The sequence below is a fragment of the Gordonia asplenii genome, from assembly GCF_012933505.1.
Taxonomy (GTDB): Bacteria; Actinomycetota; Actinomycetes; order Mycobacteriales; family Mycobacteriaceae; genus Gordonia; species Gordonia asplenii.
Genome location: NZ_JABBNB010000008.1, coordinates 103,547 through 125,862, shown reverse-complemented (window position 1 = coordinate 125,862; position 22,316 = coordinate 103,547). Strand labels below are relative to the sequence as shown.

Annotated in this window: 21 protein-coding genes; 12 read left to right on the top strand and 9 right to left on the bottom strand. The window is 66.0% G+C overall.

Going from position 1 to position 22,316, the window contains the following annotated elements; all coding sequences use genetic code 11:
• Positions 1-5 precede the first annotated feature (5 nt).
• The 4 genes from HH308_RS09890 to HH308_RS09875 all read right to left on the bottom strand — a co-directional run bounded on the left by HH308_RS09890 (position 6) and on the right by HH308_RS09875 (position 4,464).
• Positions 6-1,238: an acyl-CoA dehydrogenase family protein gene (locus HH308_RS09890; RefSeq protein ID WP_170194027.1), complete on the bottom strand. Its 1,233-nt coding sequence runs from the start codon at positions 1,236-1,238 to the stop codon at positions 6-8.
• Between the two features lie 126 nt (positions 1,239-1,364).
• Positions 1,365-3,062: an adenylate/guanylate cyclase domain-containing protein gene (locus HH308_RS09885; protein WP_170194026.1), complete on the bottom strand. Its 1,698-nt coding sequence runs from the start codon at positions 3,060-3,062 to the stop codon at positions 1,365-1,367.
• Between the two features lie 127 nt (positions 3,063-3,189).
• The gene (locus tag HH308_RS09880; protein ID WP_170194025.1) at positions 3,190-3,738 is read right to left on the bottom strand and encodes a YceI family protein; all 549 of its coding nucleotides are present in this window, start codon (positions 3,736-3,738) and stop codon (positions 3,190-3,192) included.
• Positions 3,739-3,855: 117 nt separating this feature from the next.
• Positions 3,856-4,464, bottom strand: a complete 609-nt coding sequence (locus tag HH308_RS09875) for an NUDIX hydrolase (RefSeq protein ID WP_170194024.1) — start codon at positions 4,462-4,464, stop codon at positions 3,856-3,858.
• Between the two features lie 120 nt (positions 4,465-4,584).
• Here HH308_RS09875 and HH308_RS09870 point away from each other — a divergent pair, with 120 nt between their 5' ends.
• The 6 genes from HH308_RS09870 to HH308_RS09845 are packed head-to-tail and all read left to right on the top strand — an operon-like array spanning position 4,585 to position 10,884.
• Positions 4,585-5,379: an enoyl-CoA hydratase-related protein gene (locus HH308_RS09870; protein ID WP_170194023.1), complete on the top strand. Its 795-nt coding sequence runs from the start codon at positions 4,585-4,587 to the stop codon at positions 5,377-5,379.
• Positions 5,380-5,418: 39 nt separating this feature from the next.
• Entirely contained in the window at positions 5,419-6,144 is a 726-nt protein-coding gene (locus HH308_RS09865) for an SDR family NAD(P)-dependent oxidoreductase (protein ID WP_170194022.1), read from the top strand.
• Positions 6,145-6,151: 7 nt separating this feature from the next.
• Entirely contained in the window at positions 6,152-7,831 is a 1,680-nt protein-coding gene (locus HH308_RS09860; protein WP_170194021.1) for a class I adenylate-forming enzyme family protein, read from the top strand.
• Positions 7,828-9,036, top strand: a complete 1,209-nt coding sequence (locus tag HH308_RS09855; RefSeq protein ID WP_170194020.1) for an acyl-CoA dehydrogenase family protein — start codon at positions 7,828-7,830, stop codon at positions 9,034-9,036. Before HH308_RS09860 ends, HH308_RS09855 begins: the two co-directional genes overlap by 4 nt.
• Positions 9,037-9,050: 14 nt before the next feature.
• A complete protein-coding gene (locus HH308_RS09850; RefSeq protein WP_170194019.1) occupies positions 9,051-10,190 on the top strand; it encodes an acyl-CoA dehydrogenase family protein in 1,140 nt (379 codons plus the stop codon).
• 22 nt (positions 10,191-10,212) lie between these two features.
• On the top strand, positions 10,213-10,884 hold the full coding sequence (locus tag HH308_RS09845) for a TetR/AcrR family transcriptional regulator (protein WP_170194018.1): 672 nt from the start codon (positions 10,213-10,215) through the stop codon (positions 10,882-10,884).
• Here the strand turns inward: HH308_RS09845 and HH308_RS09840 are convergent, their stop codons facing one another.
• Complete coding sequence (locus HH308_RS09840) at positions 10,885-12,030, bottom strand: FUSC family protein (protein WP_170194017.1); 1,146 nt, start codon at positions 12,028-12,030, stop codon at positions 10,885-10,887.
• Complete coding sequence (locus HH308_RS09835; protein ID WP_170194016.1) at positions 12,027-12,377, bottom strand: nitroreductase/quinone reductase family protein; 351 nt, start codon at positions 12,375-12,377, stop codon at positions 12,027-12,029. The genes HH308_RS09840 and HH308_RS09835 overlap by 4 nt, the downstream gene beginning before the upstream one ends.
• Before the next feature lie 147 nt (positions 12,378-12,524).
• On the opposite strand from HH308_RS09835, the gene HH308_RS09830 reads away from it, so the two are divergent.
• Positions 12,525-13,298 carry a hypothetical protein gene (locus tag HH308_RS09830; protein ID WP_170194015.1) on the top strand — a complete coding sequence of 258 codons (774 nt, stop codon included), beginning with the start codon at positions 12,525-12,527 and terminating at the stop codon, positions 13,296-13,298.
• A gap of 759 nt (positions 13,299-14,057) precedes the next feature.
• On the opposite strand, the gene HH308_RS09825 is transcribed toward HH308_RS09830, so the two are convergent.
• Complete coding sequence (locus HH308_RS09825; protein ID WP_170194014.1) at positions 14,058-15,311, bottom strand: APC family permease; 1,254 nt, start codon at positions 15,309-15,311, stop codon at positions 14,058-14,060.
• 103 nt (positions 15,312-15,414) lie between these two features.
• Positions 15,415-16,317: a carbon-nitrogen hydrolase family protein gene (locus HH308_RS09820; protein ID WP_170194013.1), complete on the bottom strand. Its 903-nt coding sequence runs from the start codon at positions 16,315-16,317 to the stop codon at positions 15,415-15,417.
• Between the two features lie 61 nt (positions 16,318-16,378).
• Between HH308_RS09820 and HH308_RS09815 the strand changes: the two genes are divergently transcribed.
• Together HH308_RS09815 and HH308_RS09810 are read left to right on the top strand one after the other, a co-directional pair.
• Complete coding sequence (locus tag HH308_RS09815) at positions 16,379-17,098, top strand: FadR/GntR family transcriptional regulator (protein ID WP_170194012.1); 720 nt, start codon at positions 16,379-16,381, stop codon at positions 17,096-17,098.
• A gap of 80 nt (positions 17,099-17,178) precedes the next feature.
• On the top strand, positions 17,179-18,156 hold the full coding sequence (locus HH308_RS09810; protein WP_170194011.1) for a zinc-binding dehydrogenase: 978 nt from the start codon (positions 17,179-17,181) through the stop codon (positions 18,154-18,156).
• A gap of 990 nt (positions 18,157-19,146) precedes the next feature.
• Here HH308_RS09810 and HH308_RS09805 read toward each other — a convergent pair.
• Complete coding sequence (locus tag HH308_RS09805; protein WP_170194010.1) at positions 19,147-20,058, bottom strand: alpha/beta hydrolase; 912 nt, start codon at positions 20,056-20,058, stop codon at positions 19,147-19,149.
• Positions 20,059-20,201: 143 nt separating this feature from the next.
• Here HH308_RS09805 and HH308_RS09800 point away from each other — a divergent pair, with 143 nt between their 5' ends.
• Genes HH308_RS09800 through HH308_RS09790 form a run of 3 tightly spaced genes read left to right on the top strand, consistent with a single transcriptional unit; the run spans position 20,202 to position 22,314 of the window.
• Positions 20,202-21,629, top strand: coding sequence for an FAD-dependent monooxygenase (locus HH308_RS09800; RefSeq protein ID WP_170194009.1), 1,428 nt, complete (start codon positions 20,202-20,204; stop codon positions 21,627-21,629).
• Between the two features lie 5 nt (positions 21,630-21,634).
• Positions 21,635-21,883: a ribbon-helix-helix protein, CopG family gene (locus tag HH308_RS09795; RefSeq protein WP_170194008.1), complete on the top strand. Its 249-nt coding sequence runs from the start codon at positions 21,635-21,637 to the stop codon at positions 21,881-21,883.
• On the top strand, positions 21,880-22,314 hold the full coding sequence (locus HH308_RS09790; RefSeq protein WP_170194007.1) for a PIN domain-containing protein: 435 nt from the start codon (positions 21,880-21,882) through the stop codon (positions 22,312-22,314). The genes HH308_RS09795 and HH308_RS09790 overlap by 4 nt, the downstream gene beginning before the upstream one ends.
• Positions 22,315-22,316 lie beyond the last annotated feature (2 nt).

Genomic DNA, 22,316 nt, shown 5'->3' with positions numbered 1-22,316 from the left:
TGTGCTTACAGCCCCAATGCTGCTTTGGCGAGGATATTTCGCTGGATCTCGTTGCTGCCGGCGTAGATCGACCCGGCACGGTCGTTGAAGTAGCGCAGCGACGCGACGGCCTGCCACGGCTCACCGCTGACGTACCCGTCGTCGGGCGGCGTGAACTCGGCGATCGGTCCGCCCGGCGCGGTGGCGTGCGGCTGATACGCACGACCGCGGGTGCCCGCGGCTTCCATGGCGAGTTCGGTGATGGTCTGGCTGAGTTCGGTGGCCAGGATCTTACCCATCGACGACGCCGGGCCCGGGTTCTTGCCCGCGGCCACCGCGGCGAGTACCCGGTACTCGAAGATCTCCAGCACCTCGGTGCGGATGCGGGCGTCGGCGAGTTTATGCGCGAAGGCCGGCGAATCGATGAGCTTGCCACCTCCGGCGCCGGGCTGATGCGCCGCGGCTTGCGCGACGTTCTGCAGCATGACCTGCAGCATCGGGGCAGCCGCACCGCCCCCGCGCTCGAATTCGAGGAGGTATTTGGCAACCGTCCAGCCGTCGTCGATCTGGCCGAGGACGTTGGCCTTGGGCACCCGCACGGCGTCGAAGAAGACCTGGTTCTGGATCTGCTCGCCCGAGGTCATGACCAGCGGGCGCACCTCGACGCCGGGGGTGGTCATGTCGATCAGGATGAACGTGATGCCCTGCTGCTTGCGTTCCGACCGCGAGGTGCGGACAAGCGCGAACATCCAGTTGGCCTCACCGGCGTGGGTGGTCCAGATCTTGCTGCCGGTGATGACGAGGTCGTCGCCGTCGTCGACGGCGGCCATCTGCAGGGAGGCGAGGTCGGAGCCGGACTCCGGCTCGGAGTACCCCTGGCAGAAGAACACCTCGCCGGTCAGGATGCGCGGCAGGAAGAAGTCTTTCTGCTCCTGCGTGCCGAACGCCATGATCGCATGCGACACCATGCGAATTCCCATGGGAGACAACGACGGAGCTCCGGCAAGGGTCAGCTCGCGGGAGAAGATGTAGTGCTGGGTGAGGCTCCAGTCGCAGCCGCCGTACCGAACCGGCCAGGCCGGTGCGTCCCAACCACGTTCATGCAGGATGGCCTGCCAGGCCATGCTGGCCTCGTGATCGGAGTACACGCTGGTCATCAACCGACCGGTGCGACGCAATTCAGGCGTCAGTTTCTCGTCCAAGAAGGCTCGGACTTCGTCGCGGAACTCGATGTCCGCGGCGGACCATTCCAGATCCATCTGGCTCCCTTCACGGGTTTGCAGGAGCCGTCGAGGAATTCTGACAACGGCTGTTACCTGATTATTTGTATCACTGTCGTGCGAGGCGTCAAAAGAGGGGCCGACCGATCACTCGGCCGGGCGCCTTCAGTGGACACTACGCCTAACGATCGCTTGGTAGGGAGCCCGCATCAGATCTGCGATGACACCGCCCCGTGCGGCGGGTGGTCGAGCGGACTGCTTCACGTCGTCGGGGACGAACAACTCGGTGGGCTCGGTGCGGCCGCGCAGGACCCGCGAGGACAACAGCGACCACCCCGACCGCTCCTCACCCGAAGCCGCCACCGCGGCGCCGCTCGCGAGCACCGGGACACCCTCACGTTTGGCCGCGTCGGACAGTCGCGCGGACTCGTTCACCGGGTCGCCGATGACGGTGTACTCGTAGCGCGTCTCGGCGCCGATATTCCCGGCGAAGACGGTTCCGTAGGAGACGCCGATCCCCCAGCTGATGGCCAGCGACTGGGTGAGCTGGGCGGCCAGGTCGCGCGCTGCGCCGAGCGCCGCGTCGGCAGGCGAATCCAGCGCCAGGGGCGCCCCGAAGATGGCAAGCGCGGCGTCGCCCTCGAACTTGTTGATGAATCCCCCGTGGTCGCCGACGACGTCGGCGACGATCGTGAAGAACCTGTTGAGCACGGCGGCGATCGCCACCGGATCATGTTGAGTGGCAAGGCGAGTGGATCCGGTGATGTCGACGAAGAGCACGCCCACAACGGTTTTCATTCCGCGAGCCGCCCCGCCGCCCTCGAGCGCCTGCGCCGCAACGGTATCGCCGACGTGGCGGGCGAACAGCTCGCGCACCCGCGCACGCTCTTCGAGACCTTCGACCATCGTGTTGAAACCGTGTTGCACGACACCGAGTTCGGACATGTCGTAGACGCCGACGCGCGTGGACAGGTCCCCGCCGCGCACGCGTTCGACCGCTTTGCTCAGGTCGATGGTGGGGTCGGCGATGGCCGAGCCGACCAGGGCGATCACCCGGATGCCCGCACCGAGACTGACCAAGGCCAGAACCAGTGTGGCCCAATCGATTCTGCCCGCGACCGGCGGCAGCAGACCCACCCCGCGTCCGACGTTGATCATCAGCAGTCCACACATCGGCACCGCCGAACTGACCGCCCACACCACAACCATCCGCTTGCGGACGCTGTGCACGACATACTCGATGGGGCTGTCGCGCAACGCGATTACGACCAGCGGCCGAGTCGCTCGCTCGATGGAGGCGTAGGTAATGCATGCGCTGGAGACTGCGGCGAGGCTGAAAGCTCCTGCGACAGCGGCGAACTCGACTGTCGCGGGATGACGATTCCACAGCAGGTAGATGAGCAGGGCCAGCCCCCAGGCCAGGAACGTCGCGTACACCTGATGTTGCGGGATCGCGACGACCGCCCGGCGTCGGGCTCGATCGGCCGGCTCGCCAGCGATGAACCAGTTCAACTGCGGACGGAAAAGCGCCATACCGAACACCGCGTTGAGAATCACGCCACCGGCCAGCGTGGCCGCCACGATCCACGGACTGGGGAGTCGTTCGTCGCCGAAGGAGAGTCGACCGCCGTTGAGCGAGAACAGCACCATCACCGCGGTCTCGATGCCGATCAGCGCATTGCCGCCGACGGTTGCGGCACCGGCGAACCACGTCGCGTGCCGTGCCATTCGCGTCCGTTGGGCGAGGGTCAACGACGACCATTCGCGCTGGTCGAAGTCGGGTACGCCGCGGAACACCATCATCTTGGTGGCGCGTGCGCCAGCGTCGACGACCGCGGCGGCGGCGTCGGACAGCTGGGCCATGCGCGTTCTCCTGCCGAAGGGGCCACTGATTCCCGCAACATTACCTGTCGGACAGAACTGACCGGGTCACCATTTGCGATGGTGACCCGGTCAGGTCGGTTCCGGGGGTGATTGATTCCCGGGGTGATTACTGCTGGACGGCTTCGATTTCGAGGCTGATCGTGATCTTGTCGCCGACCACGACGCCGCCGCCTTCGAGAGGCATTTCGATGTCGATGCCGAAATCCTTGCGGCTGATGACGGTGGTCGCTTCGAAGCCGGCGACCGTGCCGTGACCCATGCCCGGGTTCACGCCGTTGAACTCCAACGCCAGGGAGACCGGCTTGGTGACGCCCTTGAGGGTGAAGTCGCCGGTGAGGACGTAGTCGTCGCCCTTGGCCTCGACCGAGGTGGAGACGAAGGTCGCGGTCGGGAACTTCTCGGCGTCGAAGAAGTCGGCCGAGCGGATATGCGCATCGCGCTGGTCGTTCTTGGTGGAGATCGAGGCCACCGAGATCTCGGCGCTGACCGACGGGGTGCCGTCCTCGGCGACGGTGACGGTGCCAGAGAAGGTGTCGAAGGTCCCGCGGACCTTGCTGACCATGAGGTGCTTGACGGAGAAGCCGACGGTCGAGTGGACCGGGTCGATGGTCCAGGTGCCTGCGGCGATGGGGGCGGTAACGGTTGCTGCGGTCATGGCTGACTCCTTGGGGACGAGCTGGTGGGTGGTCTGGGGCGGGGCGTCGCTGCCTCACCTGACACTAGCTCAAACGGACCGTGGTCCGCATCCATTCCCGAGAGTTCCGGCCGTGAGTCAGCGCCAGGCGAAGACAGGCTGCTCCAGGTCGTGGACCCGAGTGTCGCGGCCGGCCAGTACCACCTCGGCGAACTGGTAGATCACCGCCGCCGTCGGTGCGTGGACCAGCGCATTTGCGATCGGAAGCTGTATCACCGGGCGGTCGGATTCGGGAATCGAGAGGAAGCGAGGCGCCTTCCGAAGATCATCGAATGTGACGAAGAACACATGAGCCACCTCGTCGGGATTGGGCGTGATGTCAGGGTCGTCGTCGACCCAGCAGACCACCGGGGTCATCAGATAGCCGGATCGCGTCTCGTAGTCGTCGAGCACGCCGAGGACCGCATCGGCACCCAATTCGATGCCGAGTTCTTCGTGCAACTCACGCAGCGCGGCGTCGACCGGCATCTCCCCCGGATCGAGCCGGCCACCCGGCAACGCGAACTGAGCGGCATGGTTGCGCATCGAGTCCGGACGCTTGAGCACCCATATCCCCGCCACGCCGTCACGATGCACCACGGTCACGGCCACCGCGGATGCACGCAGCCGGCCGTCGGAGTTGTCGATGCTGCGCCGCCGCCACGCGGTCAACCGGTCCGACGCCTGGGCGCGCGTGATCAATGCCATGTGATCCGGTCTACAGCATGCGGATTGCGGCCCCGGCGTTGACATCGAGTGAGTAATGAATGTACGTTCACTCATAGATGAATGGTCATTCATTCATTCTTCGAACTCAAGGAGATCACGATGCCCAGCTACGAAGACATCACCTACGACGTCGAGGGACGCGCGGCGATCATCACAATCAATCGCCCGCACCGCTACAACGCGTTCCGCGGACGGACCGTCGAAGAACTCATCAAGGCATTCCGTGGCGCCTGGGCCGACACCGGCGTGTCGGCGATCATCCTCACCGGCGCGGGCGACAAGGCATTCTGCACCGGCGGCGACGTGAAGCAGCGTGCCGAGACCGGCGACTACGGCCCCACCGAGAGCGGCATGTTCGAGATCGGCAACCTGCATAAACTCATCCGCGACGTCCCCAAGCCGGTGATCGCCGCGGTCAACGGCATCGCCGTCGGAGGCGGGCACGTCCTGCATGTGCTGTGCGACCTGTCCATCGCCGCCGATACCGCGACGTTCGGGCAGGCCGGTCCACGCGTCGGATCGTTCGACGCCGGGTTCGGCTCGGCGTATCTCGCCCGGGTCGTCGGGGAGAAGCGCGCGCGGGAGATCTGGTACCTGTGCCGTCAATACGACGCCGCGACCGCGCAACAGTGGGGGCTGGTGAATGCTGTTGTGCCACCGGCGGATCTGCTCGACGAGGCCAAGGCATGGGCGGCCGAGATCGCCGAGAAGTCACCGACCGCGCTGCGATTCCTCAAGCAGTCGTTCAACGCCGACACCGACCACCAGGCCGGCCTGAGCAACCTCGCGATGAGCGCACTCGATCTGTTCACCAAGTCGCCCGAAGGTCTCGAAGGCGCCGCGGCCTTCGCGCAGAAGCGCCCCGCCGACTTCGGCGCCTATGTCAAAGCCTGACCTGATCTCCGAGAACCCCACCGACACAAAGGATTTCCCATGACCAGCATCGCCGTCGTCACCGGAGCCGGATCCGGCATCGGACGTGCCATCGCCCTGGGCTTCGCCGCGCGCGGAGACACCGTCGTCGCCGCCGACCTCGACCTCGACGCCGCCACCGCGACTGCTTCTGCGTCGAAGAACATCCATCCGATGGCGGTCGACGTCGCCGACCGCACCCGCGTGGATGCGCTGCGCGACCAGGTCACGTCGGCCCTCGGTGCCCCCGACGTCGTAGTCAATGCGGCAGGATGGGACCGCACCGACAAATTCCTCAACGCCACAACCGAGTTCGCCGAGAAGGTGGTGGCGATCAACTACCTCGGGCCGGTGCACATGTGCAGCGCGTTCCTACCCGCGATGGTCGACGCCGGCGGAGGGCGAATCGTCAACGTCGCCAGCGACGCGGGCCGGGTAGGCAGCGCGGGCGAAACCATCTACGCGGGCGCCAAAGGCGGAGTGATCGCGTTGACCAAGTCGATCGCCCGCGAGATGGCCCGCCATTCGATCACCGCCAACTGCGTGTGTCCCGGGCCCACCGACACCCCGCTGTTCGCCGCGCAATCCGAAAGCCTGAAAGAGGCTCTGGTGAAAGCGATTCCGTTCCGCCGGCTGGCCCGGCCCGACGAAGTGGCCGCGCCCGTCCTCTTCTTCGCCTCCGACGCGGCGTCGTTCATCACCGGCCAGGTGCTGAGCGTGTCCGGCGGTCTCACCATGGCCGGCTGAGACGACGATGGCCGCCCCAGTCACCGGCGTCGAGTATCACTACGACGCCCACGCGTATCGCACATACTTCGAGAACGACTTCACCTATCTCAACGGGTTCCGGCGCAATGTGCACCGCTACGCCGATCGGGTCGCGATCGACGACCCGGCGTCGAACACAGTCCTGACCTATGACGAATTGGGTTGTGCCGTCGATGATCTCGCCGCGGGATTGGCGGCAGTCGGCGTCGATCACGGCGATGTGGTCGCCTACCAGCTGTTCAACGGCGTCGAATTCGCGGCGCTGTACCTGGCGACGCAGGCGGCCGGCGCCGTCGCGTCGCCGATGAACTTCCGCCTCGCCGCGGGTGAGACCGCCCACATCCTCGACGCGAACCGGCCGTCGGTCTACGTATACGACCTCGAACTGACCGAAATGGTCACGGCTGCACTGGAACTCAGTACGCATCGACCCGCGGTGATCGTCGCCGTCGGCGACGGCGAGCCGATCGACGGTGCGCTGCGCTTCGCCGATCTTCCCGTCCCGGCGTCGGGCGAGCGGCTCGACGCGGGCCGCACGGTCTGGGACGAGACCACGCGACTGTACACCTCGGGCACCACCGGCCTGCCCAAAGGCGTTCCGCTGAACTCGATGATCGAGGTGTTCAGCGCACATGACGTGATCATGCACTTCCCGCTGTCCCCCGAGGACCGGACGCTCAACATGACACCGTGGTTCCACCGCGGCGGATTGTATTGCGCGGGACCGAATCCCACCTTCTACCTGGGATCATCGCTGGTACCGATGCGTACCTTCGACGCCGACGCCACCCTCGATCTCGTCGAGTCCCGCGGCCTGACCTTCCTGATCGGCGCACCGACGAATCTCGCCATGCTCGCCACCGCACAACTCGAGCGCCCGCGTGACGTGAGCACGCTGCGCGGCATCGTGACGATGGGCGCGCCGCTGGAGCGCGAGGCCGCACTGCACTACCAGAAAGTGTTGAACCCCAACATCTTCAACGGCTACGGGAGCACCGAGGGATTCTGGAACACCTTCCTGCGGCCCACCGACCTCCCCGCGATGGCCGGTACCGCCGGACGCGCCTGCATCGACGACGACGTCGCCGTGGTCAAGGTGTTCGGCGACCGGCTCGCCGACGCTCACGAGACCGTCGCGCGGGACGGTACCGAAGTCGGCGAAGTGATCGTCCGATCCCCCAAAGGTGCTGGGGCATACTATAATTCGCCTTCACAGGAGAAGGCGAAGTTCCACAACGGCTGGCTGCACATCGGTGACCTCGCCACCTGGGACTCCCACGAATACGTGACCATCGTCGGCCGCAAAGACGACATGCTGCTCTCCGGCGGCGAGAATGTGCACCCGGTGCAGATCGAAGAAGCCCTCAACTGCCATCCGGCAGTGCTCGATTCGCTCGTCGTCGGCGTCCCCGACGCCGAGTGGGGACAGAAGGTCGTCGCGTACGTCCGCACCGATGACCCCGCGCTCACCGCGAGCGATCTCGACGAACACTGCCGCAACCACCCGATGCTGTCACGGTTCAAGCGGCCCCGCGCATACCGGTTCGTCGACGCTCTGCCCGTGTCGGCGACGGGAAAGAAGCTGCACTACAAGGCAACTGAGCAAGCTCGCACCGACATCGACGCCGGGCTGTTCACCGCCGCAACCGCAAAGGATGTGCCATGACCGCAAACCACACCGCCCGACCGACGTTCGACGCCGCGGACCCGCTGTCCTTGGACGCTCTCTACTCCGATGACGAACTGGCCGTGCGCGACAGTGTCCGCGGCTTCTGCGCCGAACACATCACACCGCACATCGGCCGGTGGTTCGAGGCGGGCGAGCTGCCCGTGGCTCGCGAATTGGCAAGGGAATTCGGCAGACTCGGCGTGCTGGGCATGCACCTGGACGGTTACGGGTGCAGCGGAGCGTCGGCCGTCCACTACGGGCTGGCATGTCTGGAACTGGAAGCCTGCGATTCCGGCATCCGGTCGCTCGTCTCCGTGCAGGGTTCGCTGGCCATGTTCTCCATCTACAACAACGGCTCCGAGGAACAGAAACAACATTGGCTGCCGTCGATGGCGGCCGGGGAGACGATCGGGTGTTTCGGACTGACCGAACCCGATGCGGGTTCCGACCCGGCGTCGATGACCACCCGCGCCCGCCGCGACGGCGACGACTGGATCCTCAACGGCGCCAAGATGTGGATCACCAACGGGTCGATCGCCGATGTCGCGGTGGTGTGGGCGCGCGCCGATCTCGCCGACGGCAGCCGGGGTATCCGCGGCTTCATCGTGCCCACGGACACACCGGGTTTGCACGCGCACACCATCGAACACAAGATGTCCCTGCGGGCGTCGGTGACCAGCGAACTCGTCTTCGACGACGTGCGGTTGCCTGCCGACACCATGCTGCCGGGCGCGACGAGTCTGCGGGCACCGCTGGAGAGTCTGGCCGAGGCACGATACGGAATCTTCTGGGGAGCGATGGGCGCCGCACGGTCGGCCTGGCAGGCCGCGCTGCAGTACGCCAAGGACCGTGAGCAGTTCGGAAAACCGTTGGGCGGCTTCCAGATCACGCAGACCAAACTCGCCGACATGGCGCTCGAACTGCACAAGGGGCAATTGCTGTCGCTGCACCTGGGCCGGCTCAAAGACAAGGTCGGCCTCGCACCGGAACAAGTGAGCTTCGCCAAGCTGAACAACACCCGGGTAGCCGTCGACATCTGCCGGACGGCACGAAACATGCTGGGCGCCAACGGAATCTCGCTCGAGTTTCCGGTCATCCGGCACATGCTCAACCTCGAGTCGGTGCTCACCTACGAAGGCACCCCGGAGATGCACCAGCTCGTCCTCGGCCAAGCCTTCACCGGCCAGAACGCATTCCGCTGAAAGGGATTTCACCGATGATCAGCTACGACACCGAGCACGATCAGTTCCGCGACATGGTCCGCGGGTTCGTCGACGAGCGGATCGTGCCATTCCATGACCAGTGGGAACGGGCGGGATGTCTGGATCGCGCGCTGTTCGTCGACGCCGGAGCGCAGGGGCTGTTGGCGTTCGAGGTCGCCGAAGAATTCGGTGGTGCCGGCGTCGACGACTTCCGGTACAACGCGATCGTCGCGACCGAGGTCAACCGCGCCGGTGCTGCGGCCGCCGGCATCGGCTTCGCCTTGCAAAACGACGTGGTGCTGCCCTACCTCACCGAACTGACCACCGACGAGCAGAAGGCCAGGTGGCTGCCCGGCGTGGTCACCGGCGACACCGTCCTGGCCATCGCCATGACCGAGCCCGGTACCGGCAGCGACCTGTCGGGCATCCGGACCACCGCCCGCCGCGACGGCGATCACTACGTGCTCAACGGTTCGAAGACCTTTATCTCCAACGGGCGCAACGGGAATCTCTTCGTCGTCGCCGCCCGCACGTCGTCGGATCGACACGGTGGGCTGACCCTGTTGGTGGTCGACGGCGGTGCCCCCGGTTTCGAGCGGGGACGCAACCTCGACAAGATCGGGTTGCACGGCCAGGACACCAGCGAGCTGACGTTCACCGACGTCGTGGTGCCGGTGGCCGATCGACTCGGCGAGGAGGGCGAGGGCTTCTACCAGCTGGTGCGCAACCTGCCCCAGGAGCGGTTGTCGCTGTCGCTCGGCGCGGTCGGGGCGGCCGAAGGAGTGTTCGCCCGGACACTGGCATATGTGAACGAGCGCAAGGCCTTCGGCCAACCGATCGGGAGCTTCCAGAACACGCAGTTCGTGCTCGCCGAGTTGTCCACCGAACTCGACATCGCCCGTACCTACGTCGACGACTGTCTGGCCGCACACCTGTCCGGCGGGTTGTCTGCGGCGCGGGCGGCACGACTGAAGTGGTGGACGACCGAACTGCAGGTACGCGTCGCCGATCGCTGCCTGCAATTACACGGCGGCTACGGTTATATGCGGGAATACCCGGTGTCGAGGGCGTTCGTCGATGCTCGGATTCAGACGATATACGGTGGCACCACCGAGATCATGAAGACGATCATCGCCAAGGACCTCGGCCTGTAGGTCTGCGGGAAAGGATGGCGCGATGGCCAACAACGCGGCGACGACCGAGCTCGAAGCGGCCGTGCGCGCGGTGCGCACCAACTCGCGCCGACGTCAGGTTCTCGACGCCGCGGTGAAAGTCATGCAGCGCACCGGTTTTCACGCGATGTCGATGCAAGCGCTGGCCGACGAGGCCGACGTCAGCGTCGGGCTGATCTACAAGTACTTCGGCGGCAAAGAGGACGTGCTGCTGGCCACCATCGTCGACATTCTGGAAAAGTTCCGCGACCAACTCGCGCCGGCGATGGCGCAAGCGCCCGACGATCCCGTCGAACAGGTGGCGGCGGGTTTCCGGCGGTACATACAGATCATCGACGACAATCGCGACGCGGTGGTGCTGACCTACCGGGAGAGCCGCACCCTCGACGCCGACGGACGCGAGCGCATCAAGGAGTTGGAGGTGGAAACGTCGGCGCCGCTACGGGCCGCCGTCGAAGCCGGTGTCGCGGCGGGTGTGCTGACTCCGCACGACCCCGATCTGACGGTGTTCAATCTGCTGATGCTCGCCCATTCATGGGCGTTGAAGCACTGGCATTTCGCCGCTCTGTACAGCGTCGAAGAGTTCATCCGCGCGCAGCTCGAATTCGTCCTCCCCACGATGGTGGTCGCCGAGCGGCTCGATGAGTACCGACATCTGACGGCGCGACGCCCCTGACTACCGCTGCAGGTGCGGCGGCCACCGCCACCGCAGTGCCGCCAGCGCAACCACCACTCCGATCGTCGTCTCCGCGAGTCTGGTGAGTGCGGCCGACGCGACGTCGGCCGGGACGCCCTGGGACCCGATGACGATGATCGTCGGTGTGAGGAACAGCATCGCCATCCCGTAGTGGCGGCCGAGAAAGAGGTCGCCGAACGCGAACCCCAGCGAAACCAGGACGAGTATCGCGGCCCACGGCAGATGTGCCCAGCCGATGACCGCGAAGGCCAGACATCCGACGACGGTGCCGGCGAAGCGATGGATCCCGCGTACCGTCCCCACCCCGCGGGCGGGTCCCTGGTGCAGGATCATCGCCGCCGACATCACGGCCCAGTCGGGCCGCGGCAATCCGACGAGCGCTGCTGCGGTCCCCGCGATGAGCGCGGCGACGAAGAGCTGAGCACCGACGTGGCGCGCGAGTTTGGCCCGAGCTCCGGCGCCGGTCGCGGCCCGCCAGACCAGTGCGGTCCGACGTCGAGTGGTGCTGACCGCATGGTGGGTCCGGGCGGCGAAATCGTGCAGTGGCGGTGCGACGTCGAATCGCGGGATCCGAGCGAACACGGCGTCGACCAGCAGTACCGCGATCACCGCGGACACGCACCCGGCGGCGCCGCCGACCAGCAATCGCCACGGCGCGACCGAGTGTTGGACCAGGGCGACCACCAACTCGAACGACAACAGGATCAGGAAGGAACCCGGCGGTGCCGACTGCACCACCTTCACGACGAACGCCGACATCCCGGCCAGCACACTCATCGTGATGACGAAAATGATGCTCGCCACCGCGTACCCGCGGTCGGCGCTCAAGACGCCGACCGCCAAGCCGAGCAGGGTGGTCAAGAACAAGACCGAGCCGTAGACGAGTACGGTGCGCAGCCGCGCCGTCGGGGTCGCCTCGCCGTAGACGACCGCGAACACCCCGATGAACGCGGCCGTGCCGGCACCGGCCAGTCCCAGCGTCGAGGCGACGATCAACGGCGCCGACGCCGCGACGATGGCTCGAGTCAGACGCGGGACGTCGTCGAGGGTGACAGCGTCCGACCAGCGGAAGTCGCCGGAGAATTCCTCATAGCGTCGGCGGATGAACGCGAGTCGAGACCTCACGTCGGGGCGTCGAAGGTGACCTTTACCCGAACGACACCGTCGTGGCCACGCTTGACGACGCCGGTTCCGGTGCGATCGATGCCGCCGATGGTCACGGTGATGGGCGCCGGCCCCGGGTCGAAGTTGCGCCACCAGTTCTTGCGTTCGGACATCATCACACCGATGACCAGCGTGTCGTCGCCCTTGGCGAGGTAGTTGACCGGCGTGCTGAACGTCTTGCCGGACCGCCTGCCGGTGTAGGTGATGATCGCCATCGACCTCGACAGTTGGCCACCGACGACCGGCGCGTGCAACAGAGGAGTGACGACCTTGTTCGCTGCCCGCAGTACACGCTGAAAGAGATTCACGCGGTTGAAGATACTACGGTTCGCCGGTTCGGTTACTGGGTGTGCGCTGTGGGTCGAACGGGAGAACCGGTCGTCGAAGCGGAATCGGCCGGTCTGCGACATGCGATAGTCGATCGATCCGCAACACCGAGCGATTGGACTCCAAGCATGCACACTCCGTCGCCACTCGTCCGAACCCGACGTCGGGTGACGGTCGCAGCGATCGGTCTGGCAATGGCGATGGTGGCGGTCGGCTGCTCGAATCTGGAGGGTCAGCCGACGTCGTCGCGATCCGTGGTCACTGTCACCACCACGGCTTCTGGCTCCGACGCCGACGCGCACGGATTCGTCGTGTTCGGCGGCGGCGCGAGGTGTTTGGGAACAGACGATGCCATGGTGTACATGCGCACGTCGAAGTCCGCTCTGGTGGTGTGTCAAAGTGAAACCAACCGGCTGTACTACCGCGGCTACCGGATATCCGATGGCGCCACTATCGACCTCTACGAAGTCGAGCGCGATGCCGCTGGATACGTCGCAGTCAACTCCGCGGACAACGCCCGCTACGTCATCGGCTCCCGCGGATTTCAGTTGACCCAGAACGGTTCGGTGATCGCCGACGAGTCGGCCGTCGAGGTGGGTCCGCCGATGAATACGTCCATCGTGCTCGGATCGGCGGATGCGATGGGGTCGACGTCGCGTGGTTACGGCTCGACACAACCAGACGCGATCACGATGGGGTCGTGCGCAAACGCGATCTCACGGATCGTGTGGCACAACTGGGGAGCTCCCGAGTCGTACGGCAGTGGCCTGGGCTGCGTCCAGGTCGGCGAGATGCCACGATATTCCCTGGTCGCATCGAACGTCGGCCCCTGCCACGGAGTACTCGCCTACCGGGCACTCGCGATCGCCGGCGATGTCGCGCGGAACATCTGCGACGACTGACCGGTTGTCGGGCGGCACAGGCGGTCCGTTGCAGCTGCCGGGACTTCGCAATCGCGGCGATGGTTGTCGAGCGCGTTGCGCGGCGTCTGGTGTAGCAGGGCTGCGGGGTGTCGTCCTGCGTAACGATTCGTTGTCACGGGTGGGGTTGGTGGGATTCGGGTCGCGGAATTGGATGCGTCAGTACGTGACGAGTTCCCAGCTATGCGGTTGCGCTCGGCTGGGCGGTCCACCGCTGTGGCGTCGCCGGCAGATTCGACTCCTGGGCTCAGATCCGACACCCCGGGAGTGTCGGATCTGGTCCGCCGAGTCGGATCTACGTCTTCAGCTGCGCGTCGTCGAAAACCGTGGGTCGGGCAACCCGACTCGACCCACCGCCCGCTTTGCCGGTCCGGCCATTTCGGAACCGACGCCGTCGAGCAGGTGAGCCCGACGCGAAACGGTTTACGTGACCGAAATCCTGTTCCCCAGTTGGGTTTTCGGCTCGCCGGCCCCTCGTTACACCGAAGCTCGTTCCTCGCTTCGGCACTCGGGGAGCGGGAGGATGAGTTTCGCCCACGGTCACACGTGCCTCGCTTCGGCACTCGGGGAGCGGGAGGATGAGTTTCGCCCACGGTCACACGTGCCTCGCTTCGGCACTCGGGGAGCGGGAGGGTTGCGTCCCGAAAACCTTTTCCCCAGTTGAGCTTTCGGGTCACCGGCCCCTCTACTTCTCGGCGAGCGGGAAGGCTCACCAGCGGGGCGACCGTGCATGCCCGACCCCTACTCCTCGATCGTCATCTCCGGCGGCGACACTCGCAGGCCGCGGGTCAGAACGAGCAGGTAGACGATGCCGATGGACAGCCAGATGGAACCCAGCGTCAATGCCGCGCTGCCCAGTTTGGTGAGCAGGTACACGTCGACCACCGCGCCGATCGCCGGCAGCACTACGTAGCGCACCGGATTGAGCCGCTCATCGCGGTGCCGCATGAAGTAGCCGATCACCGACACGTTGACCAGCGTGAATGCGACGAACGCCCCGAAGTTGATGAACGACGTCGACGTCGCGACATCGAGGAAGAGTGCTCCGAAACCGATCACACCGCACAGCACGATGTTGAACACCGGTGTCATGAACCGGGCCGACAGTCGCCCGAAGAAGCCCTTGGGCAGCACGCCGTCGCGGCCCATCGCGTACAGCAGCCGCGACACACTCGCCTGCGCAGCGAGTCCGGACGCGAACTGCCCGACGATCAGTCCCGCGATGAACAGCGCCGCGAACAGTGATCCGCCGATCGTCTTGGCGGTGTCGGCGGCCAGCGAGTCGGAGTTCTCGAACGACGACCCCGGCTGCACGAGCGTCAACGCGTAGGCCACCACCACGAATACGCCGCCGCCGATCAGCGAGACCAGCATGATCGCACGCGGGATGTTGCGTTTGGGGTCTTTGGTGTCCTCGGTCAGGGTGCTCACGGCGTCGAATCCGAGGAACGAATAAGCGGCAATCGCTGCGCCCGAGGCGATCGCGGAGAATCCGCCGGTCCCGACGAACGGGTTCATCGACGCCAACGACGATCCACCGTGGTGCGACACCATGAACGTCACCGAGAACACGACGAACAGCGTCAGCACCAGGAACTGCATGGCCATCAGCACGAAGTTGGCCTTGTCGGCGACCTTGAGCCCGATGATGTTGAGCGCCGTGGTGACCACGATGAACGCGACGATCCACACCCAGGTCGGCACCGCCGGGAACTGATGGGTCAGATAGGCGGCGCCGATCAGCCAGATCACCAGCGGGAGGAACAGGTAGTCGAGCAGAATCGTCCAGCCGACGAGGAAGCCGAGCCGTGAGTCGAGAGCCTTGCGAACATAGGTGTACGACGACCCCGCCACCGGAAAGTGCACCGACATCTTCGCGTAGCTGGCCGCGGTGAACAGCATCGCGACCGTGGCCAGCAGGTATGCGCCCGCGCTGGCCCCGCTCGACGCTTCGGCGATCACGCCGAAGATGCCGAGCACGATGATCGGCGTCATGTAGGCGAGTCCGAACAGCTGACCCCGCCAAGCCCGAGAGTGGCTTTGAGATGCTCCGACGTCCCCTGATGATGGGCCTGGCCGGCCTGGGTCTGTTCGCTCATCACTCTTCCCGCGCTGTCGTCGCCGGGGTTGTCGCCGGGCTCGCCGGGTGCCAGTTGTCTTCGCTCATCGAGCCGCCGTAGGCGGGCAGGTCGATCGGATCGTCGTCGGGTCGCAGTTGCTCCCACATCCGGTTGAGCCCGGCGGTTCCGTTGGCGCGGACGTCGGCGACGCGGTCGAAGTCGAGGGTGAGGTACGTGGTCTCGGGTTCGGCATGTGCGACCTGCGCCAGCACCTCCCCCTCGGGTCCCGCGTAGATGCTCTGCCCGCGTCCGAGCGGCCCGGCGGCATTGACACTGAGGTAGTAGACCTGGTTGATGATGGCGTTGGCACGGGCCAGCACGAGTTCCTGCTCACGGTCGGGCGTGGTGGTCTTGACGACGTTCAGCACCGCCTCCGCTCCCATCCACGCGATCTGCCTCGTCGTCTCGGGGAACCAACTGTCGTAGCAGATGTTGACGCCCATCCGCCCGACGTCTGGGACGTCGAAGGTGACGAAACTCGAGCCCGACGCCCAGGGCTCGTGCGGGCGCCACGGAAACACCTTGCGATACGACGCCACCATCTCGCCCGTCGGGTCGAAGACGACGGCCGTGTTGAAGATGCGGTCACCGTCGCGTTCGGTGACCGATCCGGGGACCAGCCAGACGTCGTGCTCGGCGGCAACCGAGCCGAGCGCCCGAACCAACGGACCGTCGAGCGGCTCGGCGATCGCCTCGAGATAGGCGGTGGGATCGGCGGCGGCGTCGACGCCGCCGTGCAGATGGATTTCCGGGAAGACGATCATCTGCGTGTCGGGACGCGCGGTCATGATCGCTCCGACGTCGGCGGCCAGTTCGGCCACCGGGTCGTCGCCCGACGCCGGGCGGGCCTGTACCAATGCGATGCGCCATTGCCTGCTCATGATCGTCACAGTAGATCAATACTGATCATTTTGAACAGTTTTCCGCCGATAAGCTACATCGGTGACCGTCGACCGATTGTCGTCGCCGCTGCTCTCCGGAGCGCGTCGGCTCAGCGCACTCGATACCGTGCGCGTCCGCATCGCGATGGCCGTCGATCTCGGACTGCTCAAACCCGACGAGCGGCTGCCCGACACCAAGTCCGTCGCCGCCGCCCTCGACGTCAGCGAGATCACCGTGCGCCGCGGGCTGGTCTCGCTCACCGACGACGGTGTGCTCACTCGACGCCGCGGCCGCGACGGCGGAACGTACGTGGCGTCGCAGCCGATCCGCGGCGCGGTCGCCGAGATCTCGACGTACGCCGACGCCGCCGACGAGGTGCATCAGCTGATCGATCGTCGACTCGTCATCGAGACCGGGATCGTCGCATTGGCGGCGCGGACGCCGGCCGAAGTCGACCTGCACGTCGTTGAGCGGCTCGTCGACCGGATGGATACCGCCTCGACGTGGGCCGATTTCCATCTCGCCGACGAGGAGTTTCACCTCGCGGTGGCGCGGACCACCGGTATCGCGGGCGCCGTCGATCAGCTGCGGCCCGTTCTTCACGACCTGTACCGGTTCTACCTGCCGTATCCACTCGAATACCTGCGCGGATCGAATCGGGAACACCGATCATTGGTGAACGCGCTGCGCGACCGCGATGCAGCCGCCGCGGTACGTGTGACCCACGACCACGTGCACTGCCTGCACGAAACGATGTTCGTCGGACTGCAGGCACAGTAGAGATCCCAACCGACCGAGATCCCATCCCAACGGCCGGGAACCCAACCGACCGAGAACCCAAAACGACAAGGAGACATTCGATGCAGGCACTGATTCAACACGGTTTCGGCGATCCGGCGACGGTCCTGGGCGTCGAAGAGGTCGCGACGCCGGAGCCCGCCCCCGGCAAAGTGCGCATCCGGACCGTCCTGGCGCCCATTCACAACCACGATCTGTGGACGGTCCGCGGCGAATACGGCTTCAAGCCCGGCCTGCCCGCGGGCGCCGGAACCGAAGCGGTCGGCGTGGTCGACGCCGTGGGCGACGGCGTCGGCACGGTGTCGGTGGGACAGCGCGTCGTCACGCGCGCGGCCTTCGGTACCTGGGCCGAGTACTTCACCTCCCCCGCTAAAGCACTCATCCCCGTACCCGACGACATCGACGACGAGACCGCGGCCCAACTCGTCGCGATGCCCTACAGCGCGGTGTCGCTGCTCGACTACCTCGGCGTCGGCGACGGTGACGCAATCGTGCAGAACACCGCCAACGGAGCCGTCGGTACCATCCTGGCTCAGCTGGCGCCGTCGCGCGGCATCACCGTCGTCGGCCTGGTGCGCCGCCAAGAGTCAGTGGATCAGCTTGCCGCACAAGGTATTTCAAATATCGTCGCGACCGACTCGGACGGGTGGCGGGCGCAGGCACGCGAACTTGGGGGCGAGCGTGGCTTCCGCGCGGCCATCGACTCGATCGGCGGCGAGGCCAGCGGCGACATCGCCACCCTGCTCGCCGACGACGGCACCCTCGTGGTGTTCGGTGCGATGGGGTCGCCGAACATGATCCTGCCGTCGGGACCGCTGATCTTCCGCCAGCTCACCGTGAAGGGCTTCTGGGCCAAGAAGGTCGGCGAGCAGATGGCGCCGGAGAAGTCGGCCGAACTGATGGGCGAGGTGTTCACCGCGGCGATCGACGGCTCGCTGAAGCTGCCCGTCGACTCGGTGCACTCGTTCGCCGACTTCGCCGCCGCGGCTGCGGCGAGCGCGCGTCCGGGCCGAGTGGGCAAGGTGCTGCTGAAGCCCTGACCAGCCCTAATGGTGTGTCGCCGTTACTAGTGCGGGTGTATGGTCGGCTGAGCTGGTTGATCCCGGATCAGAGGAACCCGTACCAATCCAATTAAGAGTTGTATGACGGTTGTGCTCCTCTGCCGGTTGAGCGAGCGGAGCGAGTCTAAACCCCATCCGCCGGGCAATGGCGAAACCCGCAGCGTCACAGTGGTTTCGACTCGGCTTCGCCTCGCTCAACCAACAGGATGCGGCGAAACAGGGTGCGCGCAAAATATCAATACCATTAGCCGCGACGATCCAGTAGTAGGCCGTCGCCGCCGAAACCTGTGACGCCGCAACCCAGGTGGCCGATTGCACTGCCCCGTCACCGACGCCCGGGGAACATGCACTCCGCCGCTCCTGAACACGCAGTCCCCGATCACAGCGACTACTCATCGAGCCCGGCAGGCCGGAAAAACAGGAAAACTGCTGGTCAGCAAGGGCAAGATGCCCTCGGCGACCCACTATTCGGACGATTTTCTCCGAGCCGACGCACACCACGCCAACCAACCACCCCGGCCGCCGCTGAACAGGGCAGTTTCCACTCAACCCCGACCGCACATCAGCCCGGCGACGCCCACCACAGTTTCAACACCTCTGATTCGCATCAGCGAACGGATCCGGCCGGACGGCATGAGACCCGACGACACCGTCGACCCCACCAGTCACAACGAACCGCCGCGGCCGGAGCCGCCGACATCGCACGTTCTGGAGGCGACACCGCCACCAGTAGGGTGTCGCACTTAAAGAGTTGTATGACCGTTGCGTCCCCCTGCCGGTTGAGCGAGCGGAGCGCGTCGAACCCCACCGGCCGGACAAATGACGAAACCCGCAACGCCACAATGGTTTCGACTCGGCTTCGCCTCGCTCAACCACTAGGATGCGGCGACGCAGGATGCGCGCAAGATATCGATACCATTAGCCGCGACACACCATATCCTGATAGTCGCGAACTGAACGGCCTTGGCCCTAATCCGCGATCGGGACGTGCCGATCCAGGAAGTCCACCTGGTCGGCGACGGCGCGCTCGAAGGCGTCGCCGAGGTAGATCTCGAAATGCCCTTCGACATAGGTACAGATCTCGCCGTGCGGCGCTCGGTGGGCGTACTTGAGCGTCGGCCCGGCCGGTGCGACAGAGTCGGTCTGGCAGACCGCGAACAGGATCGGGACGTCGATCTCGCCGGTTCGACGTCCCGGCCGGTAGCGCAGGATGTCGAAGACGACGCGCGCGGCGACCTGATTCACGAACTCGACGCCGGGCGGGACCAGGGCTAGGTAGCCGGGCTCGGCGTCGGACGCGGTCATCAGCGCGGTGGAGTGCGCCGGTCCGGCCGTGGTGATCATATGCGGCGGACGACCGAACATCGTCCCGACGACGTCGCGCAGCCCGGCCAGCGTCACCTTCAGCGACGTGACGGGGTTGAGCACCAGCGTCGACTCGACACCGTCGGTGAACGGGCACTGCGCGATGGCGGCCACCAGTCCAGCCGGGCGTGACGCCGCGGTGATGATGGCGTTGCCGCCGCCGAACGACGTTCCCCAGGCGACGACCCGATCGGCGTCGACCTCGGGCAGCGTCCGCGCGAAGGCGATCGCGGCGAGCCAGTCCGCACGTTGTTTTCGTGACGAAAGCAGTTGGCGCGGTTGCCCTTCCGAATCGCCGAAGTGCCGATAGTCGAAGACCAGGCAGGCATAGCCGGCCTCGGTGAAGCGCTCGGCGTAGTCGGGCAGCCGCATCGCACGAACCGCACCGAGCCCATGGGCCATCACGATCACCGGCGGCCGCGCGGTACCCGGCGTCGGGGGCAGATACAGTGTCGCTGCGCACTTGTCGCCGTCGACGGCAAACGAAACCTCACGCTGATTCGCGGGTGTGGGCACGCAACGACTCCTTTTACGTTTGCCGGGAAACCCCCTCCCCCTTCACCATAACGCGTGGCCGGGGGCTTGCCACAAGGCCCCGACCATGGTGCAGACTCGACTGCTGCGGGCCGGCGAACGACCGACCGGCGAAGTGAGGAAACATGGCAGAAGTGATCGTCGTCGGCGCCGGCCCGACCGGATTGATGCTGGCCGGCGAACTGCGATTACGCGGCGTCGAGGTGGTGATCGTCGAACGCGACGACGAGCCGACGCCGTTCGTCCGGGCGCTCGGCATTCACGTGCGCAGCATCGAGATCATGGACATGCGGGGGCTGCTCGACGAGTTCCTGGCGCAGGGCACGAAGTATCCGCTGCACGGGTTCTTCGCCGGAATCGCCAAGCCGACGCCGGACACACTCGATACGACGCACGGCTATGTGCTTGGCATCCCGCAACCGAGAATCGACCGGATTCTCGCCGACCACGCCGTCGCGGCCGGCGCCGAGCTACGACGTGGCGTGCGGGTCGTCGGCGTCGACTCGGGTGCGCAGCGGGTGACCGCCGAATTGTCCGACGGCACAACACTTTCCGCGCAGTATCTGATCGGGTGCGACGGCGGGCGCAGTACCGTCCGCAAACTGCTCGACGTCGGGTTCCCCGGCGAGGCCTCGACGTCGGACACGTTGATCGCCGAGATCGAGGTGACGATGCCCGACGCCGAGCTGACCGCTCGGGTCGCGGAGATCCGCGCGACGCAGAAGCGGTTCGGGATCGGGCCGTCGGGGACGGGCGCGTACCGGCTGGTGGTACCGGCCGCCGACGTCGTCGACGAACGGTCGGCGCCGACGCTCGACGAGATCAAGGAGCGCCTGATCGCGGTGGCGGGCACCGACTTCGGGGTGCATTCGCCGCGGTGGACGTCGCGGTTCGGCGATGCGACCCGGCTGGCGGACAGCTATCGGCAGGGTCGGATCCTTCTCGCCGGCGATGCCGCGCACATCCACCCGCCGATGGGCGGGCAGGGCCTCAATCTCGGTGTTCAGGACGCGTTCAACCTCGGCTGGAAGGTCGCCGCAGCCGTGCACGGGTGGGCGCCCGACGATCTGCTCGACACCTACCAGGCCGAGCGGCGGCCGGTCGCCGCCGCTGTCCTCGACAACACCCGCGCCCAGGCGGAGTTGATGTCCACCGAGCCGGGACCGCAGGCCTTGCGACGCCTGATCAGCGACCTCATGGACTTCGACGAGGTCACCCGATTCCTCATCGAGAAGATCACCGGGATCTCGGTGCGGTACGACTTCGGCTCCGACGACGACCTGGTTGGCCGTCGGCTGCGCGACGTCGAGGTGGCCGGCCGGCGACTGTTCGAGCGGTTGCGCAGCGGGCAGGGGCTGCTGCTCGACGCCGGGCGGTTGTCGATCGACGGATGGGACGACCGCGTCGACGCCGTCGTGACACCGGCTTCGGGCACGGCGATGCTGGTGCGGCCCGACGGGCACGTCGCCTGGGTCGGCGACGATCAGCCGGGGCTGCGGGCCGCGCTGCGACGGTGGTTCGGAGCGCCACGGGTTATGGCACAGGTACCATAACCCGTATGGCATTGAAGAAGACAACGGTGATGGTCGACGAGAAGGACCTGGAACTGGTCAAGGCCGCAGCCCGGCGCGAAGGGCGACCTGAATCGGAAATATTCAGAGAAGCATTTCATCTCGTCGCTCTCCGCTCACGCCGCTGGGACACCGACCTCGACATCCCGGTGATCGATCTGGGCAGACCGCTGTCCGCGCAAGACATCCACGAAACGGTGGCTGAGCGCGTCAACACCCGCGCCGCCGACGAATGATTCTGATTGGCGATACCTCCGGCCTGATCGCCGCGCTCAATGTGGCGGAGCCGGATCACCTCGGCGCTCGGACCGCGTTGCAGTCCGCGTCACTCACCGTCATCTCGCCCCTGGTGCTCCTCGAGCTCGAACACGTGGTTACCCGAAACTCGAGTCGCCGAGTCGCCGAGTCCATCAATGACTGGCTGCTAGCTCAGGAAGAAACCGATCGCTTCACCATCCCAAGAGTGTCAGCAAACTTGTTGCGAACCGCGCGCCGCGTTCAGCGTGCCTATGCCGCGCTCGAACCGGACCTCACCGACGCGATCAACGTCGCGCTAGCCGAATCCTTTGCGACAGTCGACATCCTCACACTGGATCGGCGAGACTTCCGCGCGATCACACCGCTGGCTCATGGTGCCGCGTTTCGGCTACGACCCGACGACGCGTGAGT